The 15,551-nt window shown below is 40.3% G+C and carries 6 protein-coding genes and 1 tRNA gene; all 7 read right to left on the reverse strand.

Features of this window, described 5'->3' with window-relative positions:
* Positions 1-20 precede the first annotated feature (20 nt).
* Positions 21-296 (reverse strand): STAS domain-containing protein, encoded by a 276-nt coding sequence (locus tag ACRRSQ_RS18815; protein ID WP_440877318.1) that lies wholly within the window; start codon positions 294-296, stop codon positions 21-23.
* Positions 297-1,037: 741 nt separating this feature from the next.
* Positions 1,038-1,128: transfer RNA gene (locus ACRRSQ_RS18820), tRNA-Ser, on the reverse strand.
* A 252-nt stretch (positions 1,129-1,380) separates the two neighbouring features.
* On the reverse strand, positions 1,381-5,211 hold the full coding sequence (locus ACRRSQ_RS18825) for a hypothetical protein (RefSeq protein ID WP_440877319.1): 3,831 nt from the start codon (positions 5,209-5,211) through the stop codon (positions 1,381-1,383).
* Positions 5,212-5,307: 96 nt separating this feature from the next.
* Positions 5,308-6,825, reverse strand: a complete 1,518-nt coding sequence (locus ACRRSQ_RS18830) for a phosphoesterase (RefSeq protein ID WP_440877320.1) — start codon at positions 6,823-6,825, stop codon at positions 5,308-5,310.
* Positions 6,826-7,004: 179 nt separating this feature from the next.
* Positions 7,005-8,252, reverse strand: coding sequence for an SdiA-regulated domain-containing protein (locus ACRRSQ_RS18835; RefSeq protein WP_440877321.1), 1,248 nt, complete (start codon positions 8,250-8,252; stop codon positions 7,005-7,007).
* Between the two features lie 253 nt (positions 8,253-8,505).
* Complete coding sequence (locus ACRRSQ_RS18840; RefSeq protein ID WP_440877322.1) at positions 8,506-11,301, reverse strand: sulfatase-like hydrolase/transferase; 2,796 nt, start codon at positions 11,299-11,301, stop codon at positions 8,506-8,508.
* A gap of 153 nt (positions 11,302-11,454) precedes the next feature.
* Complete coding sequence (locus tag ACRRSQ_RS18845; protein WP_440877323.1) at positions 11,455-15,378, reverse strand: hypothetical protein; 3,924 nt, start codon at positions 15,376-15,378, stop codon at positions 11,455-11,457.
* Positions 15,379-15,551 lie beyond the last annotated feature (173 nt).

The raw sequence follows: 15,551 nt of genomic DNA on the forward strand, positions 1-15,551 counted from the left end.
TTGTCATGTTTATTGAAAAGCTAAGTATTTAGATGCTGCAGCAAGATTGGATCTTTAATACCTAGATTTTCTACATTCTTTAGAATAAGTTCTGATGAGGATTGCCAATGCAGTTCTTTCTTTTTGGAGGCAATATCGATAACGCAAGCCAATAATAGCTGAATACCTAACGTATCAACTCTAACTACATCAGTGTCGTCGAAATGTATAACATCATTAGCCTTGATCACTTCAAGCAAACTCTGCTTACAATCAGCGATGTGGGCAATGGTCAATTCAGGGGGGAATTTAAACATTAAAATCCTTTTAGCTTTCATATCCATCTAATAAAAGCGTATGACAAATATTTTTATTCGCAAGTTAACTGGCCAAATTTTATTTAATAAATTACTTACCGCTGTATAAGTACGCTTAACTTTAGTCAAAATTTGCTTTGTGAAAAACTGAGTGAAGATAAATTTACCCTGTAAGAATATGGCGGTGAGATGGAGATTTGAACTCTACGTCAGGTTTAGCAATACAAACCCAATTTAAGCTCTAAGTTTTAAGTTTTAAGTTTTAAGTTTTAAGTTTTAAGTTTTAAAGATAATAAACTCTAGGCGAAAAAAAACCGTCTAATCTTTCGACTAAATGGTTTCTTAGAATATGGCGGTGAGATGGAGATTTGAACTCTACGTCAGGTTTAGCGCTGCAAACCCTATTTAAGCTTCAAGTTTTAAGTTTTAAGTTTTAAGCTTCAAGTTTTAAGTTTTAAGTTTTAAGTTTTAAGTTTTAAGTTTTAAGTTTTAAGTTTTAAGTTTTAAAGATAATAAACTCAAGGCGAAAAAAAACCGTCTAATCTAGCGATTAAACGGTTTCTTAGAATATGGCGGTGAGATAGAGATTTGAACTCTACGTCAGGTTTAGCGCTACAAACCCAATTCAAGTTTCAAGTTTCAAGTTTCAAGTTTCAAGTTTCAAGTTTCAAGTTTTTAAAATCATAAATTAAAGACGAAAAAAAACCGTCTAATCTTACGATTAAACGGTTTCTTAGAATATGGCGGTGAGATAGAGATTTGAACTCTAGAAGGGCTACAAACCCTTGCCGGTTTTCAAGACCGGTGCTTTCGACCACTCAGCCATCTCACCATTGAGGCTAAAACGCTGTTGCGTTAAAGCGGTGCGAATATTAAGTTTTGATGACATGTTTGTAAAGCATTAATTTTAATTTTTTTGAATTAATTTATCGTTTGATTTAAAAACCGCCAAAAACTGATGAAAGCTTTGACAAATCGCAATAATCTATCAATTTAAGCATTAAAAATAGGGCCTATTCACTCGCAAAAAAGATTACACCTAAAAGTCAATATTTGCCTTTTTAATCACCTATATTAAAAGCACTTAAAATAACTGCTCTTTATATAAGCGTAAATTATCAATGATGACTTCATCCGTACCTGTAGATTCACTGCTATTGCGTTTCATTCTAAAGGTTATTCGGTATTTGCCATCATTTGGTCGCTTGCGAAAAGTAAACCGAGTTAAATTACCTGTGGTGTTTGTGATATCGCCTACATCGTTGCGAATGAGTGCTTTATCAGAATTAAGCTGTAAAACGGGTTGCCCGTTAACATCAAAAGGTTCAAACATTATTTCAAAATTAGAGTCTGCCATCGAAACGACTTTGGTATTTAAATGAAAGATATAGCGCGTACCTAGTGGATCGTTGCTAACATCTATTTCTTTGATTAATTTCTTCCAACCGGTAATACCCGGCCCAGCACTAAATTTGAGTGAGTAATTGCCTTCAATTACTTCATCAGGATCGTTAGTAATAGCAATTTGACTAACCGACTCAGTCCATCCTGTTAACCCCGACTCAAAGTCACCATTTTCAATTACTGATGGCGCACCAATGCGTACTAGTGACAAATTGTCGAATACGTATTGTTGTTGCTCAAGAATATTTGGCTGAACTACATATGAGATATGCAAATAGTTTGCACCTGCAGGTTTTGATAAAACAGTTTCAAACTCTACTTGGCGATTAATATCAGTTAACACATTGCTAGTTTCAGTAGTTAATACACCATTGTTCATATTGTCGTCCGCATCCCAACTAAAACGTTGAAATGCCTCACCACTTGAATCGTTCGTCGCTAATACGCCATTGGCGCGCGCGATATATAGGGTATTTTCAAGGTCTGTGCTGATCTGCATTGTTTGGCTTAGCCTTGTTTCACTTGCTAAGGTGTCAGCGCTAGTGGTAATTAATGCGCTGGTACCAACAATGCTCAATTCATTGTTTATCGCTGCTACTGTGCTAGCATTATTACTGAAATTCCACCCTGTTAGTCCTTGTTCAAAATTTGGGTTTATAAAGCGAGGAGTAGCAGAGCTAATATCATTTAATTCGATAAACTCCCCTTCTGGATCTTCAATTTTGTAGCGGGTAAAGCTTTGGTCTTGTTTAAGCTCAAACGGCGACAATTGAAAACCCAAAGAGGTTTCATTACCTAAATTATCAATGCCAATAACTCTTCTTGGCGTGATCTTAGAGTAATGTAATTCGACATTTCCGAGTGCTGATTGCGTGATAAATGCATTGGGTAAATAAAATTCATCACGTAATTTATCTAACACGCCAGGTTTTATCGTTTCAACTAACCCTAAGGCGCCATACCAAAAATCGGCAATCCCGACGGAAGTAAGTTGATAATCAGGCTCATTTGGTGCCCACCTTGTTAACATTGAAAAATTATTGCCGCCAGTACCATTGAGCATTTCTTGGCGCAGGCCATCTCGGTAGGCTTGGTAGCCACCAACCATAGGCTCGGTCCAACCTAACTGCCCTAACCCCAATAACGCTGGAAAATGAATAAAATCGCCGGGATGATCGCTGGGCCCGTCATTATAATAATTACCCGATTTTTCAGGATTATTGCCTGCAGAAAACGCTGCAAAATAAGGTGCGCCTAAATCATCACTTGCGGCTTTGGTTATTGCATAATAGTTTTGGTTTTGTTGCTGCCAGTCAGGATCTTCAAAATGATGTCGTAAAATCATGGTCGCGCCCATAATAATAAAGGCAGAATGCGATGCTTTGATCACCGGTTCACCCGATAGCCAATGGTCATATCTCATGTTCGTGCGAGAATAAACATAATTCGCATAATCATCTGTTGCCATAGGATCTTGAGCTGCGCCAAGGTCACCATAAATCCACGTTTCATTTGACATGCCGTTGTTAGTTGCGATTGGTCCATGGTCGTCATTTGTCCATGTAATACGTTGCTCTGCGCGAATCGTGTCACTGGCGCGTTTCATGGTTTGGCGCAGGTATTCTTTATAATGTTTGATCGCTGCATTATTTGGATAAAGTTCAGCCGCTTTATAAACCGCTGGAATAAACTTCATGCTGATATAAACTTGCGGCTGGGCGTTTGTTTTATTTGGCGTACCATCAGACTCATAATGACGGACAAAATGACCATCAACCGTTTTTACGCCACCTAAACCATCTTGATGCAATCCCGCATGGCGCTTTATTAATAGCTCAACAATAGGCTCAATATCCGGGTCAAATCGCACTTGGTCTGCCGCCATTAAAAGATATAATGCCCAGCCAACATTGTCGGCAACAGGCTCGGTATTAGCAGAGTTAGTGGCTTTTACTAGCTTACGGGTTAAGAATCCTTCTGGAATTTCAGCTAAAGAATTGGTGCCTGCTATTTCGCCTGATGATACTAAACTTTTAATCGCGCCAACATATTGGTTAAGCTCGTCAAGAAGCCAAGCGTCGAAGTCTAAGCGCTGATCGCTAACATCTGACATTAATTCAATTGAAGCATTTGCTAACATCATTTTGCCATCTGCCGTTGCCGATATATCAACAAGATCCAGTGTAAATTCACTGTAAGTTGCAATAGTGTTTTCAGTTAATGGCAATTCAGATTTCATTAAAGCAACTTTATTGGTTTGCCTTTCTAGCCAAAAAAGTTCAGCGTTGTTAGCCGCGCCATAAGCGTGAGCAACTGTTAACGCAGTAATATTATTTCCAGAGTAAACAGGCGTGAGTTCTGACGTATCGGCTATTGGTCGAGAATAAATTGCGCTGTTGGTGCTAACATAAAGCTGTTGTGATTTCATATCCACCGCTAAGCCAGTAACAGCGGCATCGGTTGCAATAAAGACTTCTTGCTCGTCATGAACTTGGCTATCAGCTAATTTGCGCTCGATTACCGCATTACGCGTTGCATCGTATCGATATACACCTAGATCACTGCCCACATATAACTGCCCTTTAAAATAAGTTATTGCGATTTGACGTTGAAAATTATCAACCTCACTTGCACCTTGAGTATGACTTGCGGTTAATGTTAATCGGTCGAATACACTTAGCTGATGAGTATTGGTATTAAAAGCAATTATCGCGTCTTTATCAGTTTCATCATTACTTGCTGCACAAAGTGCAATAAACAGCATACGACCGCTTGGCGTTAAACTCATGCCACAAAGGTTGGCATTAACGTTTAATTCAAATTCTGGGATCACACTGTTAATATCTGACGCCGTAACAAGATTAAGTACTTTTTCGCGGATATCTCTTATTTCAATTTGCTGATTATTCGCCGCAGCATAATTACCACTGACCTGCGCTGCACTAACTAAGTCCGCCCTTTGGTTATTGGCAAATGACCACTTAACTAATTCAATATTTTCATTGATTACGCGCTCAGCTTCGCTTGCATATGCCACAACAGCAATCGTTAAATTTATTTCTTTAGACAAGACGCCATTACTTACCGATAAAGTAATGCTATTGTCGCCAACGTCTTCAGTCGATGGTGTGCCTTTTAGCATGCCATCAACAACAGATAACCACTGTGGTCCACTCACTTTTTTCAGCGTTAGACTGCCAGCTTCACTTCCTTGAATAATTATTTTTTCACTGTAGATTTGTGTTGCCTGTGCTTGATTATTGGTTACGCTAAGGTTTACAGATAATGTACTGGTCACTTTGTTTGTATCTGGTTCAGTCGTATGTGCAGAACCGCTGCCACAACCGTTTAACATTGGCAGTAGCAGCATCAACAATAGCAATGGCACTATTTTTATTATTGGTTTTATTATTGGTTTTAACACTGGTTTAAATATTGGCACTTGCACTGACAATGACGCCAGCATAGAAAAATAGTATGCTTGTGAAAATGAATTGTCGAATAACATCACTGTAAAACACCTTTTATAAGTTCAGATATAAGTTCAGACATTTTTATCTATCTAAACTAAAGAGTGTTTGCCCGATGTTATCCGTAATTCAACCAGTTAAGATTTCACTTTTATAAACACAGGATTACTGTAAAACCATAAATCTGACCAAGGGTTTTCACCTTTACTGTCAACTTCAGGCTCTAACTGGTCAGTATTGGTACCACGTACGCGAATATAACTGTCTTGCTGCACGTTATTGAGAGTATAGCTAACGAGTTGATAGGTTTTGTTTTGCTGTTTTTTTGGTCGGTAGTTTTGCTGATAACGTTGTTGATAACTCTGTTGGTAATAGCGCGCGATCACCTTGGTGCTTGTGTTTGTATCCACACTTTTATCGTTTAAACGACCAAAGATATTACCGTGAATTATATCAACATGATTAACACTCGGGTTTTCGTTTCCGGCATTATTTAGCTCAGGGTCTAAAAATTTTACTTCAATTGTCACTGAGTCGCCTTTATCAATCACTAAAGTATCGCCAATGCCGGCCTGTTGTGGTTTACCATTAACTTGCAACGTGACATAAAGCTCAGAAATTAAGTCGCCAGTGGTGACAAAAATTCGCCCTTGTCGAAAGTTCGCTAAAATATCGTCGTAATTTTTTTGGGCATAAATATAGGTTTTTGAATACTCGCCCGGCCAAAAATCTGCACGTCCTTGAGTGTAATGTACATGGCTATCGGACGACGACGTTACCCACCAATGACGCCCTTCACCTAACATACTGTCCCAAAATCCACCTAAACGCGCGGTCATTTGGTCAAAGCCGCCCATTGTTGGATAACCTCGATAGCCGCGCTGAATGTCTTTTTTGACACTTCCATCTGGGTTTAGAGTTTTAGCTTGGTGTCCGGGCGAGCCTTCCATACCGATTGCAACAGTTGGCGCAGTATTGTTCCAGTTTCTTAATTCAGTTGGGGTAACTTTACCATAGTTACCTAAACCTTTTGCCGTTCGGCTTGGGTGATTAACAATCACTATCGGTTGCTTGTCTAATTGCTTCATCGCCTCAAGCGCACGTATCATATGGGCTTCACTGCTACGTTTTTTATCTTTAGGAAAAGCATCATTTTTTGCATAATTTTTTTCCAAATGATAAAGGTGATCAGCTTCATCGTGACTATGAGGAATGATTAAACTGCTATGCTCAGCGCCCGGCGTATCTAATTCCATGCCATAAAATTGAATAATTTCAGGTACAGTTTCGCGAGACTGAAGCAAATCTGGGTAAGCACTTTCTAAATTGAGTTTACTGTGATTAGGACCACCGTGATCTGTTGTCACCATCCAACTTAAACCATGTTTTCTCGCCATTTGCGCATTCGTGGTGGTTGAATAATGGGCATCTCCGCCAAGTATTGGCGCAGGCGGTTTAACGCTTTTATCCCACTTAACACTATGACGACTATGAATATGATGATCGCCTGCCAACCATTGTGCTTTGTTCAGTTCAACGTTAGCTACATCTTGTTCGCTATGCTTATGACTGTCGCTGTGGCTAAATAAATCCGCACAACCGGTTAAAAAAACTAATGAAAGAGATAACGTAATCGCGTTATTTTTAAACAACATTAATGCGCCTTAATTAACAGAATAATCATTTAACTTTCTAAAACTTATCACTTGTAACTTTCCACTTGCAGCTTACAACTTTTAACTTGCCGCTCTCCACTTGTAACTTGCTGCTTATCACTTTGAACTTGCCGCTTATCACTTGCAGCTTTTAACTTTCTACTTGTAGCTTCTAGCTGCTACAGCGTAAATACATGTATTAGATCTGGTTCACTTACCAAAATAAGTTCGTTATTGGGACCCAAAGTAACACCTTCATATTGCGGCGCACCTTGCAGTGACAAACGGGAAAAAATCTCACCGGTATTCACATCCACTTGAATCGCCTTGCTGCTTTGCTCACTTACTATAATTAAATTATCGGTGCGAGGGTCGTATGCCATGCCAGCACAATCTTCAATATCATCACCTAATGTGCTCAGAGCAATAAAGGGTTCATGAACCGTTAACGTACTGTCGTAAGACAATAAACCTGTAGTAATTTCTGTTGGCACTTCAAAGTAAACCACACGCATTTCAACCGGTTTATTGGTTTCACTATCGTTAGTTCCTTCCTGACAGGCATAGATGCGCGCCGGCATATCATCGATGGCTGGTCGATAGGCAGTTGCTTCTAGTCCTTTATTGCTATCGGCTGGTGTCGGCAGCAAACGAAAACTTGGCACTTGCTGATATTGGCCAGATAAAGTTTCAACATCGTTATTGATAAGAAACCTATGCGCGTAATTTGCTTCCGTAACAACAAATACCTGTTCACCACCTGCATAAGTTAACCCTTCGGTATCATCATCAATATCGACATCTTTGGTTATATTAATGACACCTAAATAATTAAACTGCTGATCATAACGATAGATTTTTGCTGCTCGGTTTTTTACCACTAAATATTGAGATAAATCTGAGTGCCAAGTGATCCCTGATGCGTTTGCGTTAATATTGGTGAGTCTAAATGGCTCTGATGCCGCACGATAATTTTCAATTAATATGCTTGGTGTTTGCACTTGTTCAACAAATACCGCGTTTACGTCTAGATCTTGGTTAATGGTTAAGGTGCAGGTTTCGCTGCTGCCAAAACAAGCACCAGTCCAACCGACAAAAGTATAACCAGACAATGTACTGGCAGTTAAGGTAATTTCAGTATTGGCATCAAAACTACTTTCACAAGTATCACCGCATTCTATACCACTCACATTGGTTGACACTAAGCCACTGCCAGTTCGATTAACGGTTAATGTATACGACTGCTGTGGGCTTGTATTTGTATCTTGAGGTTTATTATTGGCACTACCTTGGTCACTAGCACCGCCACCGCAGGCTATTAGTAGGCAAGTTGAAAATAACACGGGACCGATAGTACCTAGTTTATTGGTAATAAATCGTTGTGTATTAGGTGTGTTAGGTCTGTTAACCATAATTGAATTTAGCAAAGTTATACTCCTTTATATTTTTTGTTTTTAACGAGTTGTCTGTCGCTACGAGCGGATTTTTATCTCACTAAAAATAAAGAGTCGTGTGCTTGCTAATTCCGTAATACGCTTTGCTTTTTTTTGCGGTTTTTAATGCTGTTTGAATATTGATTTTCAAAAGTAGCGCAATAAAAAAGGCGATAGAAGCGCATTAATGTCGCCTTTATCGCCTCAATCGCCTGATTAACAGTGCTGAAACTGTGCTTGAATAAACTTAATTTAACGGTAAGCCGGTAATTTTAATATTATCCACTAGCGCTTTTTCAACATTTTTATTTGAGTAAACAGCAAAACGCACCTTTATTTCATTAACGCTTTCAGTGGTAAAAATAAAGTTCGCCTCGCTTGGCGCTGACGTGGTATTGACCGTTTCTAAATGCTGCCAAGTATTACCATCGCTAGACCAAAGTACCTCTAATCGTTCATCAGCTGCTAACGCCAGTGCTTGGCGGGTGTAACTGAGTTCAAACTTTCGATACCCCTGTACCGCAGTAGTTTTTTCCATTATCGCGCCACGTTTTATACGTGCGCCAAATTGGCTCATATACCCTGCTTCACCTGCCACTTCTACCGTGCCAAGTGCTGCAACATTCTGCCAACCTTCTAAGCTATTCGACTCGAAATTATTATCGAGCAATACCAATTCAACTTGAGGACCAACTTGTGGTCGCTGCGCAGTAACTGAAACGTTATCAATTTCCGCTCGCTCAACATTTGTGGTGCCATTGGTATTAAAGCGTATGGTGATATTTTCTTGATCATCAGCAGCGCTGGGTAACGTAAAGGTTTTAATTTCCCAATTGTTATCTTGGGTAGTTTCAAGTGTATGCCAGTTAACATTATCTGCTGACCATTGCACCGTTAAGTTAACATTACCTGCTAAGTCATTGGTTCTTCTGCTGTAATGCAATTGCACATTTTGCTTATCAAGCGTGCTAAAACTTTTTGTTAACTTAGCGCCTTTTTTAACGCGAACGCCATTATTACCGGTAAATGCTGCGCCACTTAATAAAGCAATACTGCCTAAGCCTGTATTTGTCCAGCCATTGCCGGCCAAATCGTTATATTCAAAAATATCACTAAAGATGACGTCTTTGCTGCTATTTCCTGCAACACTGATATAAACCTTGGCCTGCCCCGTATCAGATGTACCGATAGAGTTAACTTGATAACTAAAAACATCGGTTCCTGAATAACCAGCGTTGGGCGTATAAACAAAAGATCCGTCGCTATTAAACGTAAGATTGCCATTTTGTGGTTGCGTTAGCGTACTTACTTGCATGCCTGTTGCGCCTACTGCGTCATAGTCATTTGAGGTAACACCTTGCGCCGCATTCACCACTAAATTGCCGTTAGCTGCGATATTGTAATAATCATGGTGAGGGTAGAAAAAGGTCGTTGGATCTACTGCATTTTTCTTCAGCTGCGGATAGAGTTTATTCAAATCAGCTTCGGCTTGTTGCTGGTACATCCAGTTTTCTAAATACGCCGGATCATCACTGTTCATAAACGCCGCTAATGCCGGATCGTTGGTTGCTATCATCCACTCCTTTAAATCTTGTTTTAAAGAGCTTATTACATTTGCATAACTGGGATCATCTATCAGGTTGTTAAGCTCATAAGGGTCAACGTCTAGGTCATAAAATTCTTCAATGGTTCTTAAGTTATATAAATCTACCCTCGCTTGAACATTAGGGTTAGTTTGCCCTTCAAGCTCCATTGCTTTAAACGAAGCAGTACCTTGAGTGGTTGATTTCATTACTCTAGTGCCATTTGACCAAGGATTGAAAATATAATCGTATTGGCTCGTTTGCACAGAGCGCATCGGGCGTCGCTGACCACCTGAGTTTTCATAATGGGTTTTAAATACTTTATCGCGAACCACATTATTGTCACTTTCACCTAGCAATAATGGTTTAAAACTCGTTCCGGCACTCGTTTGTGGAATGCTAATATTTGCGGCATCTAAAATTGTCGGTAAAAAATCGACCACAGAAACCATATCGTCATTCACCGAATTTGGCGCTATACCTTGGCCACTTTTAGGCCAGCGCACAATAAGCGGAGTACGGGTACTGGCATTCCAAATATTGGTTTTAGCAAACGGCATCGCCCAACCGTGGTCGGCATAAAAAATAACTATGGTATCGTCGCTTAAGCCCGACTCATCAAGGGCTTGTAGCATCTCTTTAACAAAGTCATCACCGCGTCTTAGGGTTGAATAGTAATACTGGGTTTCTAAACGGACATCAGCAATATCCGGTATAGATGGCGGTACCACCACATCATCATTTGCGTAAATATGACTCGGCACAGGTGTTTGACTTTCATTCACCACGAGTTGATTACTGATCCCCCAAAATTTACGATGAGGATCATGGGTATTGATCATGTAGAAAAACGGTTTATTTTCATCTTTTGCTTGTGCAAACGCATTCGATGCCCAATGATAAAATTCGCCAGCGTCGTGCGTTAGTGCCTCATCGCCTTCCACATCCCAATAATCAAATGGATAATACGGAGTTGCATGTGTCGCCTTGCCAAATAAGCCGGTGATATAGCCATTTTGTTGCATAATTTTAGGTAACAATGGTACCGGCGATTTCCACACTTGCCGAAAGCCGACCACACCATTTTGATGCGGGTAAGTACCGCTTATCATGACATTACGAGATGGATTGCAATTGGCGGCAACGGTATGAGCGTTAGTAAATTTCATGCCTTGCGCCGCAAGTGCATCTATCGTTGGCGTCGGTGAAGGAGATACCGTACCACCAAACGCGCCAAACTGCTCTTGCAATGCATCATCCATACTAATAACTAATATATTCGGTTGCGCCGCAAACGACATGCTTGATGCCAACACACTACTGCCAATAAGTCGTTTTACAATGGTATATAATTTTTTAACTAACGGTTTTTTAGTGATAGTTTTTTTAGTAATAGTTTGGCTGTTTATCGATTGACTACTTGCAGCGATTAGCGGATTGTTTTTATTGTTATATCTCATCTACATTCTCTTTATTTGTTGATAATTTTTATTAGAATTGTTTTATTTCTCTTACCGCTTTTAATGATTTAATAAGTCGGGAAAAAGCGGAGAAAAACGGCACTTAACGATGAATCAATTAAGTGCCATTAGCCGACTTTTAAAAAGTCACCTTTAGAAAAGCTGCTCTTTATCTAAACGGAAGTTGTCGATAACAACGGTATCGGTACCGATAGAATCTGCGCTATTGCGCTTCATTCTAAAGACGATATTGTAATTATCGTCGCCCGGACGTTTACGGAAGGTGAAGGAAATTTCCCCTTGCGTATCTTGGGTGATATCACCAATATCATTCCGTATTAGGGCATTAGTACTGCTACCATGTTGCAACACTGGATTGCCGCTCGCATCATAAGGCTCAATAAGTATTTCAAAGTCGGAGTCAGTCATTGAAATTACATTAGTATCGAGTCTAAAAATGTAACGCGTACCCAAAGGGTCGTTTGAAACATCAAGGTTTTTAGTCGCCTTTTTCCAACCTGTAATGCCCGCGCCTAAAGAAAACTTAAGTGATGCATTGCCGTCAATTACCTCATTAATATCTGTGGTTAAAGTAATTTGCGAGGCAGACTCTGCCCAGTCAGTGATGCCATTTTCAAAATCACCATTTGCAATTGGTGCATCGGCACCTAAACGAACAACTGACAAATCATCAAAAATATAACGGTGATAAAGCGGCGTTACCGTTTCAACCACAAAGGCAATATGAACAAAATTAGCATTTGCTGGCTTTTGACCATCAATTAAAAATTCAACACGAGGATTATTAGCATCAAGATGATTACTCACCGCTGTTGATATTACGCCATTGCTCAGAGAGTTATCGTTATCCCATTGAATTTGTAAATAGCCTTTACCTGGCGCGCCTGTGCTAGCAATAAAGCCATTGGCTCTAAACTTGTAACGGGTGTTAACTAAATCCCCCGACAAGTCGAGTGTTTGACTTACGCTACCTTGTGAGTCTTGCACATTAGGGTTGGTGCGAATTTCAGCACTTTTACCAACTATGCTAATGCCGTTAATTTGCGGTAGATAAAACTTGTAGTCACCCGTTTTTGTCCAACCGGTATAGCCATCTTCAAAATCTGGGTTTTTGAAGGCATGTTCATTGGCAAATACAGGGTCTAGTTCAATCAACTCCCCTTCTGGGTCGATCACTTGATAGTTTTGGTAACTTTGCCCTTGTTCAAATTCAAAAGGTGATAATTGAAAACCATACGATGTTTTATTGCCTAAGCTATCGATACCGATAATGCGGCGAGGCGTTAACTTAGAAAATTCCAATTCAACGTTGCCATTACTGTTAGTATGTTGATGCCACTGTGGTAAATAAAACTCATCACGCAATACATCCATAATGCCAGGTTGAATAGTTTCCATTAACCCCATAGCACCGTACCAATAATCAGCAATCCCCACAGATGGCATTTCATAACTCGGATCGTTACGGGTCCAACGGGTTAACATGGCAAAGTTTACACCGCCTGAGCCATTGAGCATTTCTTGGCGTAAGCCGTCACGATAGGCTTGATAACCACCAACCATAGGCTCAGTCCAACCAAGTTGTCCTAAACCTAAAACGGCTGGAAAATGGATCATATCGCCGGGGTGATCGCTTGGACCGTCGTTATAGTAACTGCTGCCTGATGCGTAAGGGTTATTACCTGCAGAAAATGCGGCAAAATATGGCGCGCCTAAATCATCACTTGCTGCCATAGTTACGCCATAATAGTTGGTATTTTGCTCTTGCCAATCTGGGTCGTCAAAGTGATGACGTAAGATCATTGAACCACCCATAATAATAAAGGCGGAATGGGAAGGTAAAATAACCGGCTCTCCTGTTAACCACTCGTTGTAATTCATATTTTGGCGTGAATACACGTAACGTGCGTAATCTTGAGTTGCTAGTGGGTCTTGCGCCGCCGCTAAGTCGCCGTAAATCCAGGTTTCATTGGTCATTTTATTATTAATGCCAATTGGACCGTGGTCGTCATTTTCCCAAGTAATGCGTTGGTTCGCGCGAATAGTATCGCTGCCGCGTTTAAAGGTTTGACGTAAATAGTCTTTATACGCTTGAATGTTAGCATTATTAGGATAAAGCTCAGCCGCTTTATACACCGCCGGAATAAACTTCATGCTGATGTACACTTGTGGCTGCGGATTGTTGGCATTAGGAATACCTTCACTTATGTAATTACGCATAAAGTGACCATCAACCGTTTTTACACCGCCTAAACCATCTGGATGCAAACCGCTGTGACGTTGGATCAACAACTCAATAATTGACTCAATATCCGCATCTGGGCTCACTTGATCGGCTGCCATTAATAAAAATAATGCCCAGCCAACGTTATCGGCAATTGGGGTATCATTTAGGTTTTGCGAAGGTGCAACAATTTTTCGCGTTAAAAACCCTTCAGGTACCAGTGAATTAGTACCTGTTATTATGCCAGAGCCAACTAAGCTTTTTATTGACGCAACATATTGTGCCAACTCATCTAACAACCAAGCATCAAAGTCTTTACGGTGATCTGTGCTATCTGACATCATTTTAGGCGTATTAGCTGCCAGTAAGATTTTACCGTCAGCAGAGGCGCTAATTGCCGAAATATCTTCTTCAAAGTCCGTATAGTGAACCAATGTTTGTGTGCCCGAGGCATGTAAACTGCTTGTAGGAATAAACATCAAGGTGTTTAAACTAAGATCTTCTTTTAATAGATAAAGTCCACCGGTATTACTGCCGCCATAAGTTCGTGCGTAAGCAATTGATTTAATATTGACATCGCTTGCTATCGCGCTAAGTGCCAACGTAGCTGTAGCGTCCGCTTGATATAATGAACTGTCGGTGCTGACATATAACACTTGTTTCACCATATCAACGGCTAAACCTGTGATCTGTGCGTTGTCTGCTGGCACAATCGTATCAATCGGCTGATCTGCGACATTATCAGCGACCGCATTTTTACTGGCATCGTAGCGATAAAGACCATTGTCGGTGCCAACATAAAGTTCACCTTTAAAATGCAGCATTGGGAAATTTTCGCCTGCACCCGCATTTTGACGAATGGTTAAACGGTCAAATTCCGTCAAGGCTTTTGTATTGGTATTAAACGCTAAAATAGCGTCTTTTTCACTGCCACTGTCACCTGTACACACGCCAATAAAAAGGTGTCGACCACTTGGCGTAAAAGCAACCGAGCAAATACCATTTCCGCCAGTTAAGTCCGCATTAGGTAGTGCTGATTCAATTGCTGAAAAATCAATAAAATGTTGTAGGTTTTGGCGAATATCACGAATTTCTATTGCTTGCGTAGCACTATCGACTACCGCATAACTACCACTGACTTGAGCCGCAGCGACATGAGATGCTTCACCATTTCCTAAAAAGCTCCATGGTTCGGTAACAACATTTGGGTTAATTACAGCATCAACACTTTGACCAATAATATTAACATTGTCGATGCGTGCTTGTTCGCCATTTCGACTAGAGGTTACGTTAAAACGTAAATTAAACTCTGGTTGGTTGTCAGTTGCGATGATAAAGCTTTTACTCGCCCAACTAGACGATTGAGTCGTTTCAAAAAGCTGCCAGTTACTGCCATCAAATGACCATTGCACTTGCAGTTTTTCGTCATTGCTTAAATTATTGGTGCTGCGATCGTAACTTATCACTAAATTATCAGCGTTTGATGAATCAAGCGTTAGTGCCATAGTGGCACCTTTTCTGACCTTTACGCCATAATCGCTACCACCGCTTGCTGCGCCAGCGTGAACCACTAAACTGCCTGAGCCAGTATTACTCCACGCATTGGCAAGGCTGCCACTTTCAAAATCATCTTGAAAAAGCGTGGTATTGGCGGCAATAGCAGAGGTGGCACAAAAACTACTGAGATATAACGCCCGTGCCATTGAGCATTTCAACCTTTGCAGTGGCCAGTTCTTCATTTGCCTTATTTGTATTTGCCGTTTCTGAACGAACGACTGCCCCCGTTTGTGCGGCATATTAACCGCAACATTTTTTATGGTGTTTTTATTCATGTTCTCACCTTTTATAATAGTTATGTTAGGGCTGTTGATCTTTCGTGTTTATTTTTGCAGCAGTTTATAGGTATTTAGACAAAGCATTGTGATTGTTATGTGGTTATTCCACATGAAAGCGCAATAATGATGGTTAAATGCCTAGAAACGCTGCCCTTGGGGTTCAACTAAAC

The sequence above is a fragment of the Thalassotalea sp. PLHSN55 genome (assembly GCF_052030545.1).
Taxonomy (GTDB): domain Bacteria; phylum Pseudomonadota; class Gammaproteobacteria; order Enterobacterales; family Alteromonadaceae; genus CANMXU01.

Bases quoted from the DNA above. Each gene is read 5' to 3' on its own strand.
- ACRRSQ_RS18815 (WP_440877318.1), bottom strand. From the start codon at position 296: ATGTTTAAATTCCCCCCTGAATTGACCATTGCCCACATCGCTGATTGT.
- ACRRSQ_RS18830 (WP_440877320.1), bottom strand. From the start codon at position 6,825: ATGTTGTTTAAAAATAACGCGATTACGTTATCTCTTTCATTAGTTTTT.
- ACRRSQ_RS18840 (WP_440877322.1), bottom strand. From the start codon at position 11,301: ATGAGATATAACAATAAAAACAATCCGCTAATCGCTGCAAGTAGTCAA.
- ACRRSQ_RS18845 (WP_440877323.1), bottom strand. From the start codon at position 15,378: ATGAATAAAAACACCATAAAAAATGTTGCGGTTAATATGCCGCACAAA.